The organism is Collibacillus ludicampi, from assembly GCF_023705585.1.
Lineage (GTDB): Bacteria > Bacillota > Bacilli > Tumebacillales > BOQE01 > Collibacillus > Collibacillus ludicampi.
Genome location: NZ_BOQE01000001.1, coordinates 1,713,278 through 1,735,636, shown reverse-complemented (window position 1 = coordinate 1,735,636; position 22,359 = coordinate 1,713,278). Strand labels below are relative to the sequence as shown.

At 48.2% G+C, this 22,359-nt stretch carries 22 protein-coding genes and 1 riboswitch; of the genes, 5 read left to right on the top strand and 17 right to left on the bottom strand.

From position 1 onward, the window contains the following. Positions 1-247: 247 nt before the first annotated feature. Positions 248-394, top strand: a riboswitch (cyclic di-AMP (ydaO/yuaA leader). 778 nt (positions 395-1,172) lie between these two features. The 7 genes from glmS to DNHGIG_RS08720 all read right to left on the bottom strand — a co-directional run bounded on the left by glmS (position 1,173) and on the right by DNHGIG_RS08720 (position 10,525). Then, positions 1,173-3,002: a glutamine--fructose-6-phosphate transaminase (isomerizing) gene (glmS, locus tag DNHGIG_RS08750; RefSeq protein ID WP_282199304.1), complete on the bottom strand. Its 1,830-nt coding sequence runs from the start codon at positions 3,000-3,002 to the stop codon at positions 1,173-1,175. A 667-nt stretch (positions 3,003-3,669) separates the two neighbouring features. Next, positions 3,670-5,016 (bottom strand): phosphoglucosamine mutase, encoded by a 1,347-nt coding sequence (gene glmM / locus DNHGIG_RS08745; protein ID WP_282199303.1) that lies wholly within the window; start codon positions 5,014-5,016, stop codon positions 3,670-3,672. A 560-nt stretch (positions 5,017-5,576) separates the two neighbouring features. Continuing rightward, entirely contained in the window at positions 5,577-6,788 is a 1,212-nt protein-coding gene (locus tag DNHGIG_RS08740) for a CdaR family protein (protein WP_282199302.1), read from the bottom strand. Next, positions 6,789-7,613, bottom strand: coding sequence for a diadenylate cyclase CdaA (gene cdaA / locus DNHGIG_RS08735; RefSeq protein WP_282199301.1), 825 nt, complete (start codon positions 7,611-7,613; stop codon positions 6,789-6,791). A 188-nt stretch (positions 7,614-7,801) separates the two neighbouring features. After that, entirely contained in the window at positions 7,802-8,977 is a 1,176-nt protein-coding gene (gene sat / locus DNHGIG_RS08730) for a sulfate adenylyltransferase (protein ID WP_282199300.1), read from the bottom strand. Positions 8,978-8,998: 21 nt separating this feature from the next. Next, complete coding sequence (locus tag DNHGIG_RS08725) at positions 8,999-9,760, bottom strand: sulfite exporter TauE/SafE family protein (RefSeq protein ID WP_282199299.1); 762 nt, start codon at positions 9,758-9,760, stop codon at positions 8,999-9,001. A 63-nt stretch (positions 9,761-9,823) separates the two neighbouring features. Beyond that, positions 9,824-10,525: a phosphoadenylyl-sulfate reductase gene (locus tag DNHGIG_RS08720; RefSeq protein ID WP_282199298.1), complete on the bottom strand. Its 702-nt coding sequence runs from the start codon at positions 10,523-10,525 to the stop codon at positions 9,824-9,826. Positions 10,526-11,375: 850 nt separating this feature from the next. Here DNHGIG_RS08720 and DNHGIG_RS08715 point away from each other — a divergent pair. Beyond that, a complete protein-coding gene (locus DNHGIG_RS08715) occupies positions 11,376-12,473 on the top strand; it encodes an S-layer homology domain-containing protein (protein WP_282199297.1) in 1,098 nt (365 codons plus the stop codon). 215 nt (positions 12,474-12,688) lie between these two features. Here DNHGIG_RS08715 and DNHGIG_RS08710 read toward each other — a convergent pair whose 3' ends face one another. Together DNHGIG_RS08710 and DNHGIG_RS08705 are read right to left on the bottom strand one after the other, a co-directional pair. Then, the gene (locus DNHGIG_RS08710) at positions 12,689-13,348 is read right to left on the bottom strand and encodes an SdpI family protein (RefSeq protein WP_282199296.1); all 660 of its coding nucleotides are present in this window, start codon (positions 13,346-13,348) and stop codon (positions 12,689-12,691) included. Then, the gene (locus DNHGIG_RS08705) at positions 13,329-13,628 is read right to left on the bottom strand and encodes an autorepressor SdpR family transcription factor (protein WP_282199295.1); all 300 of its coding nucleotides are present in this window, start codon (positions 13,626-13,628) and stop codon (positions 13,329-13,331) included. Before DNHGIG_RS08705 ends, DNHGIG_RS08710 begins: the two co-directional genes overlap by 20 nt. 261 nt (positions 13,629-13,889) lie before the next feature. On the opposite strand from DNHGIG_RS08705, the gene DNHGIG_RS08700 reads away from it, so the two are divergent. Together DNHGIG_RS08700 and DNHGIG_RS08695 are read left to right on the top strand one after the other, a co-directional pair. Next, positions 13,890-14,141: a hypothetical protein gene (locus DNHGIG_RS08700; protein ID WP_282199294.1), complete on the top strand. Its 252-nt coding sequence runs from the start codon at positions 13,890-13,892 to the stop codon at positions 14,139-14,141. Continuing rightward, entirely contained in the window at positions 14,128-14,544 is a 417-nt protein-coding gene (locus DNHGIG_RS08695; RefSeq protein ID WP_282199293.1) for a hypothetical protein, read from the top strand. The genes DNHGIG_RS08700 and DNHGIG_RS08695 overlap by 14 nt, the downstream gene beginning before the upstream one ends. 68 nt (positions 14,545-14,612) lie before the next feature. Here DNHGIG_RS08695 and DNHGIG_RS08690 read toward each other — a convergent pair whose 3' ends face one another. Continuing rightward, positions 14,613-15,203, bottom strand: a complete 591-nt coding sequence (locus DNHGIG_RS08690; RefSeq protein ID WP_282199292.1) for a stage II sporulation protein M — start codon at positions 15,201-15,203, stop codon at positions 14,613-14,615. 169 nt (positions 15,204-15,372) lie between these two features. Here DNHGIG_RS08690 and pdaB point away from each other — a divergent pair, with 169 nt between their 5' ends. Next, positions 15,373-16,131 (top strand): polysaccharide deacetylase family sporulation protein PdaB, encoded by a 759-nt coding sequence (gene pdaB, locus DNHGIG_RS08685; RefSeq protein WP_282199291.1) that lies wholly within the window; start codon positions 15,373-15,375, stop codon positions 16,129-16,131. Between the two features lie 17 nt (positions 16,132-16,148). Here pdaB and DNHGIG_RS08680 read toward each other — a convergent pair whose 3' ends face one another. Continuing rightward, the gene (locus tag DNHGIG_RS08680; RefSeq protein WP_282199290.1) at positions 16,149-16,709 is read right to left on the bottom strand and encodes a KinB-signaling pathway activation protein; all 561 of its coding nucleotides are present in this window, start codon (positions 16,707-16,709) and stop codon (positions 16,149-16,151) included. Positions 16,710-16,853: 144 nt separating this feature from the next. Here DNHGIG_RS08680 and gerD point away from each other — a divergent pair, with 144 nt between their 5' ends. Continuing rightward, positions 16,854-17,543 (top strand): spore germination lipoprotein GerD, encoded by a 690-nt coding sequence (gene gerD / locus DNHGIG_RS08675; RefSeq protein ID WP_282199289.1) that lies wholly within the window; start codon positions 16,854-16,856, stop codon positions 17,541-17,543. Positions 17,544-17,592: 49 nt separating this feature from the next. On the opposite strand, the gene salA is transcribed toward gerD, so the two are convergent. From salA to DNHGIG_RS08645, 6 genes are all read right to left on the bottom strand, one after another. Beyond that, entirely contained in the window at positions 17,593-18,687 is a 1,095-nt protein-coding gene (gene salA / locus DNHGIG_RS08670) for an iron-sulfur carrier protein/transcriptional regulator SalA (protein ID WP_282199288.1), read from the bottom strand. A gap of 259 nt (positions 18,688-18,946) precedes the next feature. Continuing rightward, positions 18,947-19,339 (bottom strand): 30S ribosomal protein S9, encoded by a 393-nt coding sequence (gene rpsI / locus DNHGIG_RS08665; RefSeq protein WP_282199287.1) that lies wholly within the window; start codon positions 19,337-19,339, stop codon positions 18,947-18,949. Positions 19,340-19,359: 20 nt separating this feature from the next. Further along, positions 19,360-19,794, bottom strand: a complete 435-nt coding sequence (gene rplM, locus DNHGIG_RS08660; RefSeq protein ID WP_282199286.1) for a 50S ribosomal protein L13 — start codon at positions 19,792-19,794, stop codon at positions 19,360-19,362. Positions 19,795-19,938: 144 nt separating this feature from the next. Beyond that, positions 19,939-20,679, bottom strand: a complete 741-nt coding sequence (gene truA / locus DNHGIG_RS08655) for a tRNA pseudouridine(38-40) synthase TruA (RefSeq protein WP_282199285.1) — start codon at positions 20,677-20,679, stop codon at positions 19,939-19,941. Positions 20,680-20,805: 126 nt separating this feature from the next. Beyond that, positions 20,806-21,168, bottom strand: a complete 363-nt coding sequence (gene rplQ / locus DNHGIG_RS08650) for a 50S ribosomal protein L17 (RefSeq protein ID WP_282199284.1) — start codon at positions 21,166-21,168, stop codon at positions 20,806-20,808. Between the two features lie 199 nt (positions 21,169-21,367). Next, positions 21,368-22,312 (bottom strand): DNA-directed RNA polymerase subunit alpha, encoded by a 945-nt coding sequence (locus DNHGIG_RS08645; protein WP_282199283.1) that lies wholly within the window; start codon positions 22,310-22,312, stop codon positions 21,368-21,370. Between the last annotated feature and the right edge of the window lie 47 nt (positions 22,313-22,359).

The following is a 22,359-nucleotide window of genomic DNA, read 5'->3' as shown; positions in this document are numbered from 1 at the left end:
AGCCTCAGGTGACAGGCTCCTCCAACACTCCCCATATTTTCATTTATGTTTATTATAACGAATAGTATCTGCAGCCGCAACCATTCGTTACCGTCCCGCAATGATAGCGATACAACAAAAAATGAGATACTGTATGATTGAATATCTTTAATTATGTCTAATTACGGATTGAGGTAAAAAATAAGTCTTTTTTGTGAAAAATACGCTCGTGCATACTGTTTGAATAAGGAGTATGATCATATCAACAATTGAATCACGGCCTAATCTTGGTGAAAGCCAAGAGCGGAGGAACCAATCAAGTGGGGTTAATCCTGAGGATTTCAGGAGGGATGAGTGAAGCACTTCTCTGCCATCCTACCCGTCAGCTAACTTCGTCGGCTAAAGCAGGGAAGGTCCAAAAGACCTGTCCAGTTGTAAGCATAAAAAATAAATGTACACTGACCTTCCCTCCCCCATCCCCTCATCCCTTGTCCCACCTGCATTCTTGATTTTTTCCATTTTCTGTCGTCAAATAAAAACGGTGTCTGAATCCCCCTTCCCTTACCCCTGTTTTACCCTACTCCCCGCTTTTTTTAGGAAAATAAAAACGTTCCGTGGAAAGGCAGGTATAAGGGTCAAGGGTTAAGGGGTTTGGGTCCATCTTCCTGCCTTTTCTCAATCTTATTCTCCCGCTTTTTCTCAATCATTCCCCCACGTTTTCTCTCCCTCTTATCCCTTGAAACCCTTGATTTGACGGGCTTTTCGCCCTATCTCCCTTGTATTTAACCCCTGCTTTTATCCCTGCTTTTCGCCCCCTTATCCCTTACCCCTAAATCCTGCTTTCTCCCTGCTCTAAAAGAAAAACACGAGCGGTATCGGGTACTCAATCCGATTTTCACTCGTGTTCAGGAAACAGTTTTATTTAGCCAGGGAACAAGGTATTTGACTATTTACCGTTTTTATTTGACGGGTACACTAAGCAGAATTTGCACTTTATATACATGATTCGACAGTTTGTATCATATACCTCCATCCTGAGTTGTTAAAATAAAAATCCCGTAGTAGCAAGGTTTCTGCCACTACGGGATGAACATATTAGGATCAAATGTAGTTACAATTCGGGTTCAATATTAGTTATCGTCAGGATCAAACGTAGTTACGGACCACAAAAATTCCACCCATATTTCTCTTCTTTACTCCACCGTCACGCTCTTTGCCAAATTCCGCGGCTTGTCGACGTCGTTGCCGCGTGCTACTGATGCATAGTAGGCCAGCAACTGCAACGGAATCACGGCAAGCACGGGAGCCAGGAACGGCAAGGTGCGCGGGATGGTGATCACCTGGTCGACCGTTTTGCCAATCTCTTGATCGCCTTGCCATGCGAGGGCGAGAACGTAAGCGCCGCGCGCTTTGACTTCGACGATATTGGAGATCATTTTCTCGTACAGATGATCTTGTGTGGCGAGGGCGATGACGGGAACACCTTCGATGATCAAAGCCAAGGTGCCGTGCTTCAGCTCGCCAGCCGCATACGCTTCCGCATGGATATAGGAGATCTCTTTGAGTTTGAGCGCTCCTTCCAGCGACACGGCATAGTCAAGACCGCGGCCGATGAAGAACGCATCTTCTTTGTCGGCATATGCGCGAGCGAACGCTTCGATCGCCGGTGCGGTCTGAAGGACTTTTTCCGCCTGAGCGGGCAGGTTCTTGAGTGCATTCAGGATCTCCGGTACTTCCTTCGCCCCTTCGGTTTCGCGTTCCTGTGCAAAGTAGCATGCGAACAGGTAAAGAGCGATCAATTGTGTCGAGTATGCCTTTGTGGAAGCCACCGAAATTTCCGGGCCTGCCCAAGTGATGATCACATCATCCGCTTCACGGGCGATCGTGGAACCCACCACGTTCGTGATGGCGAGCACGCGCGCACATCCAAGACGCTTCGCCTCGCGCATGGCTGCCAATGTGTCGGCAGTTTCGCCCGATTGGGAAATCACGATCACGAGTGTTTTATCGGTGATGATCGGGTCGCTGTAACGGTATTCAGAGGCGATTTCCACATCGACAGGGACACGAGTCAATTGTTCGATCGCCGCTTTCCCTACGATACCCGCATGCCAAGAGGTGCCGCATGCAATGATGTGTATGCGGTCGATCTCCTTCATCTGTTCCTTTGTGAGTGACACTTCATTCAAGACGACCCGCTGTCCGTCTTCCGAGATCCGGGAAGTTAACGTATCTTTAATCGCTTTCGGCTGTTCATGAATCTCTTTGATCATGAAGTGCTCATAGCCGCCCTTCTCTGCCGCTACCGTATCCCATGTCACATGGAAAATATCTTTGTCAATCTTGTTGCCGGCAAAATCGTATACGTCCACTTGGCCGCGTGTGAGCACAGCCATTTCCCCGTCATCGAGAATATAGGTCTCGCGGGTATATTCCAGTATGGCAGGAATATCGGAAGCGATAAAATTCTCCCCTTCGCCGATACCGATCACGAGTGGGGATGCTTTGCGCACGGCGATGAGCTTATCCGGTTCATCTCTTGCGATGATGCCGAGCGCGTAAGCACCTTCGATCTTCTCCAATAAACGGATCGTCGTATTGAAGAGATCGCCGTCATACAGTTCTTCGATCAAATGAGCGACCACTTCCGTATCAGTTTCCGACTGGAACGTGTGCCCTTTGGCGATCAATTCTTCCCGCAACTTGAGATAGTTTTCAATGATACCGTTATGCACGACGACAAATCTTCCGCTGCAATCGGTATGTGGGTGTGCATTATCATCGGAAGGACGTCCATGGGTTGCCCAGCGTGTATGGCCGATTCCCAGAAATCCAGGAATCGTTCCATCAATTTGTTCTTCCAATACAGCCAAACGGCCTACTGATTTTTCCACATGCAGGTCACCATTGTCAAAAACGGCAATACCTGCCGAATCGTATCCCCGATACTCCAATTTGCTAAGCCCTTTGATCAAAACGTCCTGAGCTGGACGAAAGCCGATATATCCAACAATTCCACACACAGAAGTATATCCTCCTTAAGCGTCTAAGCGGCCGCAAGACCGTTCCTAAACAGGCCGCCTTTCGTTTTTTGTTGAATTCCGAGTACTAAACGTGACTCCCTCCAAACGATCCTTGCAAAAGGATGTTCAAATCATCGGGAGAACACGTTTTTAAGCCGTAAGATCCGTTCTTATTAAAATGGATTGAAATCCGGTTCCCTTCACTTCATAAGAAAAAAGGCAATACAAACCCCGCTCGCCCACATCATCGGACTTGCCTATACAAACACACGTGGCGCGAGTTCCCATTCCGTATCGACCCCTGAGCGTCCTTGTCCCACCGGTCACCCAGTGGTTTTCAGACAACTCTTGCGGCAGGGGGAAACCGCCGGGAGGCACCCGCCGAACATTCGCCAACCTCCTCCGCGTCACCTGCAAGACTCTCACTCGCAGGCCTGGCGCTAGACCGAAAAAACTTCGATCCTTCATACGAAAACTTCCAAATCTTGCATCTCCTTCTTTGTAAACATGTTCTTTTCGTTCGTTCGATCCAAACAGCCCCTTTCTCTCCCATTTCCAATTTCGTCTTATTCATCACTGATTGCCCTTTACATTCTCCTCTCCTTGACATCACCCCCTTATCGGTATCTTATGCATCACAAGTGAGGAGTGGAAGGAGCGGCTGGAATCAGCTCGCTCCTTGTTCCCTGCGGACGACTTCCGCGATCTGTTCTACGTAGGAGCGCACCAATTCTTCATCCGAACCTTCTGCCATCACGCGAATCAACGGCTCCGTACCCGACGGACGAACCAGTACGCGGCCATCGTTGCCGAGCTTCGCCTCCACGTCTGCGATGACCTGCCGGATCGCCGGTTTCTGCTCCCAGCCTTCTTTGGAAGCCACCCGCACGTTAACGAGCACCTGGGGATAGGAACGCATGATCTCGCGCAGTTTCGAGAGCGGTTGTTTCTTCTCGACCATGATCGATGCCAATTGAACGGCTGTCAACAAACCGTCCCCTGTCGTATTGTGATCGAGTAAAATGATATGCCCGGATTGCTCTCCGCCGATGACATAGCCCCCGTTGATCATGGCTTCCATTACATAGCGATCCCCGACAGCCGTGCGAACCAGATCGATTCCCAGTTCTTTCGCAGCCTTTACAAAACCGAAATTGCTCATCACCGTTGCCACAAGCGTGTTTGCTGTCAGTTTGCCCGCTTCCTTCAACGCTTTCGCCAAGATCAGCATGATATAGTCACCATCGACGATATGACCTTGCTCATCAACCGCGATCAGCCGATCGGCATCCCCGTCGAATGAAAGCCCCAGATCTGCCCTGTTGGCTAGAACAGCTTCACGCACGATTTCAGGATGAGTCGAACCACACTTGACATTGATGTTCACCCCGTTCGGTTCCGCATGAATGGAGATCACTTCTGCACCAAGGTTGCAGAACACTTGTGGAGCGATCGCTGAAGCCGCTCCATTTGCGCAGTCCAAGACGATTTTCAAACCGTTAAACCGGTTTTTGACAGTCTTTCCTAAGTAATCGGTATACAGTTTCACCGCGTCGATGCGTTCCTCGATCCGCCCCACATCTTTCCCAGTCGGACGGGGAAGGGTATCGACTTCCGCATCCAGCAGCTTCTCGATCTCTTCTTCTACAGAATCAAGCAGCTTGAACCCGTCGCCACCGAAAAACTTGATCCCGTTATCGGCGACTGGATTGTGCGAAGCGGAAATCATCACACCCGCATCCGCCTCCAATGCACGGGTGAGATAAGCGACTCCCGGTGTAGAGACCACACCTACCCGGATCGCAATCGCTCCCACGGACAGCATGCCCGCAATCAGTGCAGACTCGAGCAGATCCCCCGAGATGCGTGTATCTTTTCCTACCACAATGCGCGCATGTTTCTGCGAACGGGTCAACACATAGGCCCCTGCGCGTCCTAAACGATAAGCTAATTCAGGAGTCAGTTCCGTGTTCGCAACGCCGCGAACACCATCTGTTCCAAAATAACGTCCCACGATCAGTGAACCCCTTTATTTCAATATAGTCTCATGTTTACTATGTCTTCCTATCAATGATGATAGCAAACGTCCACGCTCAAAAAAAAAGAGGAACAAACTAGCAAATCTATAACACTCATTTCTATCAACCCATTGTCGCACACAAACGACCTTCCTGCAATGGTGTCCTCGATCCTACTTTTGAAAAAATTGTGGTTTGTTGGGTATCTACCGCAAGCGGCGCCATCAGAGGATGAAAAGTTTCTTGTGCGGGAAGAGAGATTTAAGCTGCCTTATGCAACGGAGTATCTTTTGGGTGGGTTGTATCGCTTTGCAGCGCAGAGGTGAGTTGAAGGTCGTTCCGCAACCTCTATTAAGAATCCGGGCGGGACGACCTTCATCGAACCCAAGCGCAAAGCGATACACCCACCCAAGCACTCATTTTCAAAGTAGTTTTCAGTCCTCTGAGGGTGTCGTTCGCGTCATGGTAGGGTACACTAAAAAAGGTACCTTGGGTCGTATCCACCCAAGGCACTCCCAAGAGGCTGCTATCCTATTCATTCCGTTTACATGCGATATTAAACCGATTTCTTACGGATCGTCACTTGTACAGAACTGTTCTTCACATCCACAACCCGTAGTGAAGAAGCAGCATCTGACCGGATATTCGCTTGAACACTCACCTGTTGGGTACCTTCTCCTTGGCCCGATAGATCAACAACGGCCTGTACATCTTCCGGTTTTAACGCATCGATCGATTTCTTTTCCCCTTCAACGACGATATCGACAGTCTTCGACGAAAGATCCGCCGTATAGTCGTCCGCCAAGTTGGTTACCTGGATCGGTACGTTCGTAAATGTCCGGCGTTCCGGCGGAGTCACGACAACCTGTATATCGACGGTATCCGGTACCACTTGCGTGACTCCAGGCAATAACGGCAGTTTTACGGAAAACGTACGAGTTTCCGAGAGGCCTGAAACATCGAGCGGAACCGTGTACTTATCCTGACCTTGCAAACTCCCTACGACACTTACCGAAGCAACGGATGGCTTCACCGCATCAATCACGTACCCATCCTTCGGTTTCCCTTGCAGTTGTACTTGCAACGGAAACGAATTTCCTTGGGCGGTAATCACAACCGTTGCATCGACCGTCTGCGGGTCGATCGACACATCGACCGGTTGACCCGACTCGTCCAAAGCGAACACGGAAGCCTTCCGTTTCAGCGTGCCCGTGTCTCCTTTTCGCAGACGTACACGTGCTTCAACCTTCTTAACGTGTGCCAATTGATCAGGAGTCCCCGTGATATTCACCTGTGAAGGAGAGGTCGTAATCGACCCGAGCGTATACCCCGGTTCGAGTTCTCCTTCCGTTTTCGCCTGGACATCAAACTGGCGGGATTGGATCGGTGCCAACACGACCTTTACCTGTACCGGGTCGGCTACTACCCCGTGCGGCAATCCTTCGACCGTGACAGGAAGGAAATATTCACCCGGCCCGATGTTCCTTGCATCCACCGTCACATTCCACAGGGAAGTCGCCCATTTCGCTTGCATGATACTCATGCGATCTCCATGTAATGTCAATTTGACACTGGGGGGTGGTTCCACCAACGCAACGCGGTTCCTGTCATAAAGAACCGTTACATCATGTGTGACTGTATCGCTAACCGTCACCGCAAACCCCGTGGAAGTGTCTTCCGGAGATCCTTTTACGATCAGCCAGACCATGACAGCAAGAACCAAAGCGATGACACGAACGACATTGTTGTTCTTGAGAAATGAATCCACTTAGCTTTCCGCCTTTCTCCCAAAGAGCGAGAACCCTGATGACTTTTGCGGCATAAGGAGTGTTGACAAATATTCGCGAAACGACTGTTCATCCAAATTGCGTGTCAATGAGTCGCCTACCGCCACAGAAATTTGCCCGGTTTCCTCCGAGACCACGATACTCACGGCATCCGATTGTTCAGCCATCCCTACCGCGGCACGATGGCGGGTTCCCAGTTCTTTGCTCAGATCTTGCCGATCCGTTAACGGCAAAAAACAACTGGCCGCCACAATGCGGTTCTGACGAATGATCACAGCCCCATCGTGCAGAGGGGTATTAGGGATGAAGATGTTGATGAGCAGTTCCGAGGTAACTACCGCATCGATCGGGATCCCCGTTTCCGTATAATCGTTTAAACCCGTGTCCCTCTCCAACACCATAAGGGCACCGATGCGATTCTTAGAGAGAATCTGCGTGGCTTTGGTCAATTCCGCGATCATCTTGCGGATATCTTCTTCGTTTTCATTGGACATGTACAAGGAGCGAGTAAAGAATCCCCCGCGCCCTAGGGTTTCTAAGGCACGACGCAATTCTGGCTGAAACACGACGGGAATCGCAAACAAACCGATCGTTAATGTTTTATCTAAAATCCACTTCAACGCACGCAAATTCAAATATCCTGCAATTCCCGTCATCACGAGAATGACGAAAATTCCTTTTAACAGTTGTACAGCGCGCGTTCCGCGAATCAATAAAATCATGCGATAAAGAACAAAAGCGACGATAAGAATATCGAGTGCATCTGTAATACTAAACGGTTTAATTACATCCAAAAAATTTTGCACGCCGTCCACCTACTGACTGAGTTCATCCCAAATTCATTACATCATTGGGTTTCCCTTCTTTTTTCAAATCAATGTGCCTAATTTCTGTTCCTGTTTTTAAATATACAAAAAAAACGGGTAAAAGTTTATAGAAAAAAGCGCTTCTTATTTGGAAAGAAGCGCTTTTTTTAGAAATTGTTCGGATACGGTCATTTCACAGTCGCAAATTCGCGCAATCCTGCAATCAACACAGCCGCTACTTCCGGACGACTGAATTCCGGCGGCAACATTTCTCCATTGCGCAGTTTCTCACGAACTTTCGTACCGGAGAGCATCAAACGATCTTTCTCATCATGCGGACATGTCTTGGTCGATGCCATACTCGCGCATTTTCTGCAGTAAAAACTGTGTTCAAAAAACAGGGGCGTAATCCCTAATTCTTCGGCGGTAAACTCACCGAATATTTTCTGGGCGTCATACGTTCCGTAATAATTGCCGACACCCGCATGATCCCGGCCGACGATAAAATGCGTGCACCCATAATTCTTTCGCACCATGGCGTGAAAGACCGCCTCACGTGGACCCGCATAGCGCATCGCGGCAGGAAAACAAGCAAACGCCACCCGTTCTTTCGGATAATAGTTTTCCAACAAGACCTGATAGGAACGCATCCGTACGTCCGCGGGAATGTCATCCGCTTTCGTTTCACCGACCAGCGGATTTAGAAAGAGGCCATCAACGATTTCGAGTGCGCATTTTTGAATATATTCATGAGCCCGGTGCACCGGATTTCGTGTCTGGAAACCGACAACCGTTCGCCATCCCTTCGCGCGGAACAAGGCGCGCGTCTCTTTCGGATCGAGATAATACTCGGCAAACTGTTCCGGTTTTTTGCGGTTTAACACGTACACGGGTCCAGCCAAATAGATGTCAGGCCGTGCGTACAATTTCGCCACCCCGGGATGTGCTTCCTCCGTCGTGCGATAGACACATTCCGCTTCATGTCGCTTATCCACCCGGTACTTTTCTCTCACCTCCAACGTCCCATAGATCGTTCCTTGATGAACGAGTGCCACATGCTCGCCTTCACGAATGCCTTCCGCAGTCTCTTCCGTCACAGGCAACGTGACTGGAAGGCTCCATACTTCACCGGTAGACAAGTGCATCGTTTGAAGAACCGATTCATAATCCTGCCGGCTCATAAAACCGGTCAGGGGCGAAAATGCGCCGATTCCGATCAGTTCTAGATCTGACAAGGCGAATGTATCGATCTCCACTTTTTTATAAGTCTTTGCCTTCTCAAGTTCCTTCTCCCGTTCCGCCCCTGTCAAGAGACGGTCGATCAGAACGCCTCCATGCGGAGCAATTAAGTCTTTTTCCTTCATCGATAGATCCTCCTCTTGCTGCTACAGTAATTTCATCCCCGAGAAAAACAACATCAAAACCAGACAGGTGCGAACCACCAATTCAGGCAACTTCATGACCAACCGGCTGCCGATCAAGATACCCGGGATCGACCCGATCAACAGGGAGCCGACGAGTGGGAAGTTGACAGTTCCGGCCGCCATGTGAGCGAGTCCGGCCACTCCAGTTACCAGCACCGCTTGGACAATATCGGTGCCAACCAGTTTCGCCGTCGCCACAGGATAGATCATCACCAACACAGCCATGAACAAGGTACCGCTGCCAACAGAAGTCAGCCCAACGAGAAAACCGCCGACAAGCCCGAGAATCACCAGCTTATAAGCGGCCGGTCGTACACCTTCCTGCGGCCTTCTGTTCGACTTCTGCATGAGAATGCGCCAGACCATCACACCCGCGACCAACAGATAGGACAATCCCAACAGTTTTCCGATGACGGCATTCCCGGATTTCCCTAACGAGTGTTGCAACAGAGCCAATGTCCCCACACCCAGCAGAGCCCCCGGGATACTTCCGTAAGAAAGATATTTGACAACGACAAAATCGATCGTTTTCTGCCGCCAGTGTTGCCATGCGCCCACCATTTTAGTGATAGACATATAGACGAGATCTGTGCCGATGGCTACAGAGGGGGACACACCAAAGAGAAAAATCAGCATGGGTGTCATGACAAGACCTCCACCCATACCCGTCATACCGATCAGCAGCCCGACGACAAAACCACCAAACGAAACACTAAAATCCATGTGCCCACACCTTCCTCTGTATTCCTATCAGTGACTCTCGGCTCCTCTGGGTTGTGGGCAAGCTTATTTGTGCAGTCCGCACTCCGTTTTCGCAAATCCGGACCAACGTCCTGCCCTTGGATCCTCACCCGGTTTCACCGCACGCGTGCAGTGTTTGCATCCGATGCTCGGATATCCTTGATCATGCAAAACGTTGTACGGTACTTGATGTTCTTTGATATACGCCCAGACATCGTCATTTGTCCACAAAGCCAGAGGATTGAATTTGATCAGGCCAAATTTCGCATCGATTTCTATCACGCCTGCATTCGCGCGGGTAGGCGCCTGTTCCCGGCGAATCCCCGTGATCCAGGCATCAAGATTTGAGAGCGCTTTGGTCAACGGCTCCACCTTACGGATGTTGCAGCACGCATTTGGGTCTTTCGCCCAAAGCTCATCGCCGAATTGTGCCGCTTGTTCCTCGAGTGTTAACGCCGGACGATACTGAATCAGATTAGGATGATAACGATCCACAATTTTCTGAATCACATCATAGGTTTCCGGGAATAACACATCGGTGTCCAGATAAAAGATCTGCGCATCCGGTTTGATCTTGACGATCATATCGACAAGAGCCACATCTTCCGCTCCGAAACTACAGGCAAATGCAATTCTTTCAAATTTTGAAAACGCAAATTGAAGAATCTCCTGAGGTGTTTTCCTTTCATATTCTACATTCCATTCCTTAACTGTTTCAGGTGCGATCTGTGTTTGTTCCAGACTCATTGCTGACACTCCTTACATAATTTTTTAAAATCATCATCATAAACATTTCTTATCTAATAGGCAAAATCACAGATGCCAATCCATGACATCTTGATTTCTAACTTGCCTGTTACAAACCGCTTAGCCTATGTATAGGGTATTGCGGCTACAGGCACTCGGTTACGGGAACTTTATTCCGACTAAATTTATATGAATTAATATTATAATTGCTATCAGTTTACTACGGATTGATTCTTCCGTCAATTCATATTTTCAATTTGTGTAAGGAAAGAATTGTTCTTTGACTTACTTGTCCGGCATTTCTTACACTAAATAAGCGTATTATACTCTCTGCGGGATATCCCCCTATACCGCAAGCGGCGTTATCAGTGGATGAAAAATGTCTTGGGTGGGCGTAATGCATTGCGTAAGACTGCGACTTCTTTGGAGGTCGTCTCGCTTCCTTTCGGATGAGTGGGAGAGAAGTTTGAGTTTGCCACAATCAACGGAGTGGCTTTGGGTGGGTTGTATCGCTTTGCGGCGCAGAGGTGAGTTGAAGGTCGTTCCGCATCCATTAGCTGTATAAGGGGTATATGCTTTGCGCGTAATAGCGACCTTGGAGGTCGTCTCGCAACAGATGATCATAATTCCATGCGAGACGACCTCCACGGAGCATGAGCGCAAAGCATATACCCTAAAGACGACCTTCATCGAACCCAAGCGCAAAGCGATACACCCACCCAAGCACTAGTTTTCAAGATAGCACTAATTTTCAACATAACACTTTTATAAAGCACATCCGTGTTAAAAGCTTGATCAACTTGTGGAAATCAACCATATGGCTAAACATGCATCAAAATGAGGTGACAATGTGCGAAAAGCTCTTTGGCAAATTGTTTTGCCGGCGGTTGTTCTGCTGTCCATTCCAATTGCCGTCCGAGCGGAACCCACGTATGACGAGCTTTTTCAACAAGTCGTTATCCCCGCGGACAGCGCCTTTCAATTTCCCGATATCGCGACTCATTGGGCTCGTACATCTTTATCAGATCTAGCTGTATCGGGAATCATGAGCGGATCTGCCGGATTCATGCAACCAGACCGTTTGATCACGCGCGCGGAGTTCATCACTCTTCTCGATCGCGCAACCGAGATACCTGTTCCGCGTGTCGTCACTGAACGTCCCTTTCGTGATGTACCGACGAACGCTTGGTACGCTCCTTATATAGCAGGCGCATACGCGTACGGGATCACAAGCGGCATGGGAGATCGCACATTCCAGCCGGATCGTCCGATCACTCGTGCGGAAATCGCTGCGCTTTTGAACAATGCCGTTCCCTTCCAAGGAACGAATCAGAAGACATTCTGGGATGTTCCTGACGGTAAATGGTATGCGCAAGCGGTGAATCGCCTGGCCGGTGCATCGATCATTGGGGGATATGATGACGGTGGATTTCACCCGGAAGCGAATGCCACGCGTGCCGAAGTGGCTGTCATGCTGGATCATATCCTGCAAACAAGGGATACAGCTTGGGGCGTGGGGTCCATCCCTGAATCGGATCTTACATCGCTTGTGGAGCAGTATATCCGCCATGGAGCGGATGCACTTGCCAACGGGACGTTTCCTGCCAATGAGATGTCCGTATACACGGCGGGCCTTGAATATGAACAACTCGTACGTACAGAGAGTGTATGGCAATCGTTTCAACGGGCAGGTGGTACGATTCACAGTGCGATCGATCAATTATCGACTTCTCTTCTCTATAACGGAAGTTCGGTGGCGGCCGTTCAAGCCACAGCAACGGTCACAACAACCGTCCATTACCCTGATGGAAGCGAGAAAACCGTGCATGATCAACGATCCGCTATATTTTTCCTCATGAAGTCAGGCGTACGCAATCAGACAACCACAACAATGAAAACGGTCATCTACGCATCGACGCCCTGGCGTGTGCTATCATCGTCCGAATAGGCACTCGTATCCCATGCACTTGTTTCCCAGCATATGAAAAGGAGGGCCGATTTGCCCTCCTTTTATGAACCGTTGATCTTCCACATTCCATGAATGGCTCTCTTCATCTTTTCCTACAGAAAAGTGATTCAACACCGGTTACCTTCGTTTATCGATTATCGCCGTTTGCTTCTGACAACTCTTGAGCATTCGATTCTTATCGCTTCCCTATGTGCTCATCCCTGCAACTTGCGAAAAGCGAGGTAGGAATAGAGTATGGGGACGCTCACCACACAGCCGATCATGATTCCTGATACCCACAGTGTCCACATTTTCGGCAGAAACGCACTCGCGATGTTGACCAACCCGGCGATCATCCAGAGCGGGCCTGCTAGGCGATGGGTGCGCCGCCATACTTCATCATGGGCTAACGTCCAAGGAGTCCGAATGCCTATAAAATAGTTAGAGCGTACCTGCCCCAGGTAATTGCCGATCACGATGAATAGCAGGCCAATCCCAATCGATGTGATCATTTGGAAGTTGAGCGAGACTCCCAGGTTATAAGCGATGTCAACGCCGAAGATGCCGCTCAGAAAAATCGTCACGGCCAAGCGGATCCACTCAAATGCGCCGCGAAACTTGGTGTAATTTTCTCGTCTCGGGTCAATCTGTTGCAGCACCTTGATCAAGAGCGGTAAGACCAATGTGAGCAAACCGATAATCACGACGAATGAAAACTTGTCTTGATACCCGTTCGGTTGGCCGTTCAGCCCAAAATGTACGGCCATTCTTGCGGGCAGCCGATCATAGAACAATAAAGCTGCTATCACAGGTACAAGCGCAATGATAGAAAGAATTACATCTGTCCATCCCCATTTAATTTTCTGCCCGACCATGTGTCTCGTCCTCCCTCTTTTCTTTCGTACCGAGAATCTCCATAAACCATCCCATCACTTCCTGCACGACCGTCGTGTTCAAGGAATACACGATCTGCTGTCCCTGCCGTTCATCAAGAACCAGCTTCGCTTGCTTCAGAGAATTCAAATGATGAGAAATGCTCGGTTTCGTCAGCGAAAAATGGTCAGCAATCTCTCCGGCTGTCATATCCCTTTGCCGCAGGAGGCGCAGGATCTGGCGTCTCGTCGGATCGGATAATGCTTTGAACGTCTCATTCATCTCGTTCACCTTTATTAGATATTTAGAAAATCATCTAAATATAAGATACGCCAAATCTCTTCTGAGGTCAACTCGATCTATGTGGAAAACTTTTTTTGAACGACGTTTTAAGCTCATGCTCACATGAAAGTCCGGATATAAGGCCGATAGTTGATTCTCGCTTCTCATACCGTTATACTCCTCTATAGTTTCGTTCTATTCTTTAAGATCGGAATGCTCATGATCTTGTTATCTACTGGAAATAGGAGGAAGGATCCCATCATGACCGATTACGAAATTTTGCTCCTGTCCTGGGCACAAATGACCGCGTTGGAATGGGTGATCCCTGATGAAGAATATGCACAAAACCGACGTGACATCGAAGAGAAACTGCATAAAGAGTTTGGTATCAAAGATATACAACTGGTAGGGCGAACGTATGACGAATATGCAATCGCCTTTAACCATAAAGGGGAGAACAAGATGGTCCGCTTCGAGGCGGAAGAGGTGGAAAGCATCTATGACCTTGGCTAAAAGGGCAGATTCTTGGAAAAGAGCACTTCTCATTTCCGTCGGGACCGTCCTCACGGAAATCATATATGTCTCTCTACGGTTTCACCCGCAATCGCGTCACGATTTCACTCGTCACTTCTCTGACGCATTGTTTCAACTCGGGCTGATCTATATGATCATCGGAATCGTTTATGTAAGCAGGATCATCGGATGGCGGCGCAGAGAGGGTTTGCCCAGCATTTTCACCTTTCGCCGTCCGCTTGAAATGATGACTTCAGGATATGAACAATTGGAAGAAGAACAATCGGAAGAACTAGCTGAGAAGGACAGACAAGCGATTGCTGCAGGGAACAAACGGGACAAATCGTTTCTCCTCTCTGGTGCGATTCTGCTCACAATCTCGATCATCACGGCATTTGTTTGAGTTTTATGATCCATGAAAAAATCCACACAGCGCGCATACCGCGATGCTGCGTGGATGACACATGATCACTACATCACAAATTTTCTCAAAAGAACGGGCGTCACAAAACTTTCAATGCCGGCCGCAACGACCAGCAAGATGACGACGACAGGTGCGATCCACAATACCTCTTTCCACACATGTCCGAAACTCTCCAGACGTGTCTTTCCAACAAGCGGCCGCAAGAGCACATAACCGATTTTCATCCCGAACGCTCCTGAGATGACAAATGCGGGGATCTCAAAAATACCGTGCGGAAGAATGCCAAAAGCAAACAGTAACGGTAAAGAGACGGTTTGCGTCTTCCCCATCAAGGCAAAAAGAAAGCCGATGAGGGCGCCGTTCATAACGATACCAAGGATACTGGGAATCGCCAGCAACACACCGAGACACAGCATAACAAGACTGACCCTCAGGTTATTTTCAAAGATCAATAACCCGATGTTGAATGCGGATTTATCATGTACCTGTTCACCAAGATGGCGCAAATTTTCGATCGCTGACGATAGAAAACCGAACTGTCCCGAAAACAAATACCCCAAGAAGATCCCCACAACAAATAAAACAAAGGCGAAAGCGATAAATCCACGATTCTGCCAAAGAACACGAAACGGTTTCATAGTTCCCCCTTCGGCGGTAAATACCACACTTCCTCTATTCTAAGGATACCCCAAGCTCCTTGTCAAACAATTAGCACATTCTTACCATACTCGACCCCACCGTATAAAGAACAGGTACAAGCATAAACTTTGTACAGAAATGATCATTTCATTGGGGGTGGTAGTTCTTATGTTTTTCTCATTTCGCGTCGTATTGTTAAAACGACTTGTGGTCATTGGTTTGGCAATTTTCTTGTTTATGGGACTTGTCCTCACACAGAAGAATCAAGTGATGTTCGCGACTACATCGGCAACCAAAGTCCCTTCCGCCATTTATAAAGTAGATACAGACAAAAAAGTAGTGGCTCTGACGTTCGATATCTCTTGGGGTGAGAAAACCCCTGGTCCTGTGCTCGATGTGCTACAACAAAAAGGACTGAAGAAAGCGACATTCTTCCTTTCCGGTCCATGGACACAGACACACCCGGAAATCGCCAAACGGATTAAAGATATGGGGTTTGAAATCGGCTCACATGGCCATAAGCATGACAACTTCTCACAATACCCTGATTCCTGGATCCGTGACCAAGTCACCAAAGCGGAACAAGCCATTCAAGAGGTTACTGGCGTGAAAACCAGACTGATCCGTACACCCAACGGCGATTTTAACAAACGCGTCATCACAACACTTAATCAAATGGGTTATCAAGTCATTCAATGGGATACCGATTCACTCGATTGGAAAAACCCGGGCGTCGAAAATATTGTGAATCGCGTATTGAACAAGGCGCATCCCGGTGACATTATTCTCTTGCATGCAAGCGATTCCTGTAAACAGACGGCTCAAGCCCTCCCCCGGATTATCGACGGCCTGCGCAGCAAGGGATATGAATTCGTATCTGTTTCCGAATTAATCGAAGGATCCAGTGTGAAGTCCAAACAGGAATAAAGGGATAACCCCAGTACTTACTGCGACTGGGGTTTTACCATCTTTCCTAATAACAGGATGACATATGCATTGCAACCCATCAGGATTGTTCCTATGATATGGGTGACGGAAGGGATGCCGGATTTGAGAGCGACAAACCACTCAAGAATGGTGAAACAATACATAAAAAAGACGGTCGGGACAAAGGAGCGCGTCCCGGAAACACGCGTTTTCAGGAAGGCAACGAGAATCGCCCAGAACAAAGGAATCGTAGCGAACACCACATATGGAAATAACGGCCCTTGCCCACCGGAAAATTGCAAATAGCGGAAATATACCATGTCGTAAAATACAACTCCGACCAGAAGGATCTGTACCCATACCCAGTATCGCCAAGGAAGAAAATTACGCACGGTAAAGTTAAGCATCAAATACGCCCAAAAGCCCATCAACGATGTTGCGGCAACGAATCCCCCCACTTCCACCCCAAAAAAGAGCCGGATATCCCCGAAAACGCCCGTAAGCGCATAGAATATCCCGATCGAAATCCCTACGGCGACCGTCGAAAACAAAAGTACCCAGAACCGTTTAAGCGTCACAATGCAAACCTCCCCTCTTTCCAACGTATATGAAACGATGTCAAAAAGAATGAGAACTACCAATTAAATGCGCCCACGAATGCACATGTCTGTTTGTTCCTCGACACATACTGTGTGTAGCAAGCACTCGGAGGAGGGAACTTTATGTTACGGAAGAAACAGATTGTGTCCCTCTTGGCCACGATCGTTCTCATTTCCACGATCACCGCATGTGGATCCGGAAAAAAGGAAGGACGGAGCCAAGCTACTGAAGCACAACCGGATTACAATCAAACGAAAAGCATGGTGCTAGATATCTTGCATACAAAAGAAGGTATGCTTGCACTTAGAGATATCATGCGTGACCCTTCATTTAAACATTCGTTAGCCATCAACGAACAAGATATCGCACAGGCGTTAAACAAATCCTTAACGGATGGTCCCAATCATCAACTGATCGAAGCGCAAATGAAAGATCCCAAGTTTGCTGCCGAACTCGTCAAATCGACCAAACAGGAACACACAGTATTACTGAAAACATTGGTGAAAGATCCTGAGTACCAAAAAGAACTGATAAATATTTTACAAGATCCTCAATATACCAAATTTCAGTTATCATTGTTACGGACACCGACCGCACGCCAGGAGATTATGAAAATCATGACTGAAGCCATGCAAAATCCGGAATTTAAGATAACATTCATCAATTCCGTGAGAGAAAATTTAGGTTCAGCCGCGATTACACAAATGCATTCTTCTCCCAAAAAAGATGAGAAGAAAGAGGAGAAAAAAGAGGATGGGGAAAAGAAAGAAGATGGCGGAGATAAACAGGAAGATAAAAAAGAGGAATCATAAAGCCCCTTACAACGAAGGGGCTTTCAATATAAAGTCAAGTATGCATGATCTATACTGTTTTATTCAAAGCTGCTGGAAGACCGACCGCTTCCGCAACCTTACGCGCGATTTCCTTGTATACTTGCCCCTGCGAGCTATCTTCCTTGTAGATACCCATGCCCGAAGCAGTAGCGACACCGATGGGTACTTGGCCAAGCAAAGTCGTTCCCAGTTCTTTCGCCAATCGCTCACCGCCGCCCATACCGAAGATGTAATGCCGTTCTTCACATCGATCACAGACAAAATAGGACATATTCTCGACGACGCCTATCACTTCATGATTCGTCTTGATCGCCATGGCACCCGCCCTTGCCGCCACCTCAGCGGCATTGGCTTGCGGCGTGGTGACAATGATTTCCTTGCTCTTGGGTAGCATCTGATGCACATCGAGCGCCACATCGCCCGTTCCCGGGGGCAAATCAAGCAACATGATATCGAGTTCTCCCCAGTGAACTTCCGCAAAGAAATTCCGTAACATCTTTCCTAGCATCGGACCACGCCAGATGACCGGTGAATTGTCCGGTACGAAGAAACCCATCGAAATAATTTTTACACCCTCTTCTTGCACCGGCATAATCAAGTCTTCCACCAGAGCGGGTTTACGATCCCCCAGACCGAAGAGATTCGGTATACTGAATCCGTAAATATCCGCATCGATTAATCCGACGCGATAACCGTTGCGTGCCAGCGCAACTGCAAGATTCGCCGTAACCGTCGATTTGCCGACACCGCCTTTTCCGGAAGCGACTGCCACGAACTGGGTTTTTACGTCCGGTTGTAAAAGCGGAGGCTGTATTTGTCCTTCTGTTGCCGCTGCCTGTCCACCACGAACTTTCGCTGCAAAACGGGCACGCTCTTCATCAGTCATCGCAGACATCTTGACATCCACTGTTTTCACGCCTGGCACTTTCACCAAAACATCTCTTACGTCTTGATTGATTTTGTTTTTTAGTGGACATCCGGCGATGGTAAGAGCGATCTCGACTTCCACGTGATTACCTTCTACCCGTACCCCGCGCACCATTTCAAGCTCAGTAATACTTTTGTGCACTTCCGGGTCCTCAATCGTAGCCAAAGCCGCCCAGACATCTTTTTCGTTTACCATATGTACACCTCCTATATTCAAAAATGAGGAACGGTATAGAGGGTTACCTTTATTGTAGCATAGCCCAACTCAACACGACGATCATAACCGTTTGACCGTTTATTCAGTTTATGAGATAAAAACAGCTTGTATGCGATCAGGCCATGAATGCTGGATAAAATCTGCTTTCATGGGAAGCTAGCGTGAATACGCTTCATGTGTGTGATCCAAATAATAATAAAAGGATACCATACGAAACGGTATCCTTCCTTGAATATGATTAGCGTTTGGAGAATTGCGGAGCGCGACGAGCAGCTTTGAGTCCGTACTTCTTACGTTCTTTCATGCGCGGGTCGCGTGTCAAGAAACCTTCTTTTTTCAACGCAGGGCGAAGTTCCGGATCCGCTTTTAAGAGCGCACGTGCGATACCATGGCGAATCGCGCCCGCTTGTCCGGAGAGACCCCCGCCAATGACGTTGCAAAGCACATCGTACTTGCCAAGTGTATCTGTAAGAATCAGCGGTTGCTTGATAATGAGTTTCAAGGTTTCAAGGCCAAAGTAGTTATCGATATCACGCTTGTTAACGATGATTTTGCCGTCACCGGGTACAAGTCGTACACGTGCCACGGAATGTTTGCGTCGACCAGTACCCCAGTATTGTACTTGTGCCACAGAGCCAACCTCCTCTTAAATTACTTCGATTCCCACGGAATCGGTTGTTGTGCGGTATGCGGATGTTCGCTGCCAGCATATACGCGGAGCTTGGTAAGCTGTTTACGTCCAAGACTATTCTTTGGCAGCATGCCTTTGATCGCTGAGAACAGTACGCGTTCCGGATGAGTTCTCAACATATCGGCTGCCGTTGTCTCTTTTAATCCTCCAGGATAACCGGAATGTCTGCGATAGATCTTCGAATGAAGCTTCTTACCGGTGAATACAACCTTCTCCGCATTAATAACGATGACAAAGTCACCGGTGTCTACATGTGGAGTATATTCAGGTTTATGTTTACCACGAAGGATTGTAGCCACTTCAGAAGCCAAACGTCCAACAGTTTTGCCAGTAGCATCAACGATATACCATTTGCGTTCCACAGAATTTGGCTTCGCCATGTATGTCGTACGCATGGATTTCCCTCCTGTGCTTAAAAACGATGGATTTTAACCGGGGCTAGTGGGAAATAGCGTGATTAAAAATCCATGTTATATTTTATAGGGCCGGTATGCAAAAGTCAAGACAACTTACCCGAATGTTTCAAAATGAAATACCCATCACTGATAAATCACTTCCCACAAAGTAAGCCCGTGGGCGGGAGCGGTAAAACCCGCACGCGTGCGGTCGCGCGCCTCCAAGATAGCCGGCATATCATCAGGAGATAAACGGCCCCGGCCGACAAGTATTAACGTTCCTACAAGAATACGAACCATGTTCCAAAGAAAACCTTCCCCTTCAAACGTAATAGACAGGAAGGAATCCTTCTCCTCAAAGTCAATTCTATACAATTCCCGCACTTTATCTTCTACCGGAGTTGCTGCCGCGCAAAAACTTGTAAAATCATGCCTTCCTATAAAATAGGCGGTTGCTTCACGCATGCGATCCGGATTAAGTGGATAGGGTACATGATAAGCGTATCGTGCCTGAAATACATTGGGGTACGGTGCTCGGTCGATCATATAACGATACACTTTTCGCTTGGCTGAAAAACGCGCATGAAAATCAAGCGGTTCCTCAAAAGCTTCGCGAATCACGAGATCATTCGGCAGCCGTACATTGAGAGCAACTGGCCATTTTTCAACGGGAATGCGCGATCGTGTAACGAAATTCACCACTTGTCCCCAAGCGTGTACACCCGCATCCGTTCGACCGGAACCGTGTATTTGGAGTGCTTCTTCTTTTGTGATCAGACGAAGCGCTTCCTGCAAGACACCTTGGACCGTGCGCAATTGTGGTTGAACTTGAAAACCGTGAAAATCTGTTCCGTCATACGCGACAGTCAAACGGATATTGCGCATGGGTATCCCTCGCTCCAACAGCCTACTAAAACGGGGTTTGCCAAAAAAGCAAACCCCATAAAAGATTATGCACAACACAGAAAAAGGTCATGACAACTGTCACTCCCTTTCCGCTGTGATCCCTCATTACACGAGTTCGATAATAGCCATCGGCGCACCATCGCCACGGCGGGGACCCATTTTAAGAATGCGGGTGTAGCCGCCATTACGCTCAGCGTAACGAGGTGCAATTTCGGAGAACAGTTTCTGAACAACGTCCTGATTGGTTGTTGCATCTGCTACTTCCGGACGGACAAATGCGGCTACTTGACGACGAGCATGCAAGTCTCCGCGTTTCGCGAGCGTAATCAGTTTCTCAGCAACGGAACGAATCTCTTTCGCTTTCGCTTCAGTTGTTTCGATACGCTCGTAGATAAACAAGTCAGTCACCAGGCTTTGGAAGAGAGCTTTTCGAGCGCCCGTTTTCCGACCAAGCTTTCTGTAAGCCACTAGATTCCCCTCCTTTTTTAAAGGTTGTTCAATACGTTTTGCTAACAAGACCAACCGTAGATCTTGAGATGAAGATCTTCCGCTATTCAGATACTCTTACCTGCGCTCCGCTTCACACCTGAATAACTCGAACGGTTCAGTCCTGTTCATCCTCCATATTGAACATACGCTTTAATCATAGACAGATCTGTGATGTCTATTAATCTTCCTGACGAAGGCTTAACCCGAGTTCCGCCAACTTCTCCTGAACTTCTTCAAGAGACTTTCTTCCCAGGTTCCGCACTTTCATCATCTCTTCTTCTGTCTTTGAACAGAGTTCTTGCACGGTGTTGATTCCTGCTCGCTTCAGACAGTTATAGGATCGGACAGAAAGATCAAGCTCCTCGATTGTCATCTCGAGTACTTTCTCTTTCTTGTCATCCTCTTTTTCAACCATGATTTCCGTGTCTTTTAATTGATCTGTTAATCCAACGAAGAGTTTAAGATGTTCAGTTAAAATCTTAGCACCGAGACTCACCGATTCATCGGGACGAATGCTCCCGTCTGTCCACACTTCGAGGGTTAGTTTATCATAGTTGGTCACTTGTCCGACACGAGTGTTCTCGACGCTGTAGTTAACACGAAGGATCGGGGAGAAGATCGAATCAATCGGGATGATGCCGATCTCTTGATCTTCCTTTTTATTACGTTCCGCCGGGACATATCCGCGCCCTCTCTTGGCTGTAATCTCCATGTAGAGTCTACCGCCTTCAGACAAGGATGCGATGTGCAAATCAGGGTTTAAGATCTCCACATCAGAGTCCGCCTGTATGTCTCCAGCGGTAACTTCACGTTCGCCTTCAGCATCGATAATGAGCGTTTTTTCCTCGTCGGAGTGGACCTTCAGCGAAAGCCGCTTCAAATTCAGAATGATCTCTGTCGTATCTTCAACTACACCTGGAATCGTCGAAAACTCGTGCAGTACTCCTTCAATTTTAACGGAAGTCGCTGCCGCTCCAGGCAAGGACGAGAGTAAAATCCGCCGCAAGGAGTTCCCAAGCGTCGTGCCGTATCCCCGCTCTAACGGTTCTACGACAAACTTCCCGTAGGTTCCTTCTTCGTTGATTTCGACGGTCTCAATCCTCGGCTTCTCAATCTCGATCATGCACATAACCCTCCTTCTCGACAACTCAAACATACCGGTGAGACTCG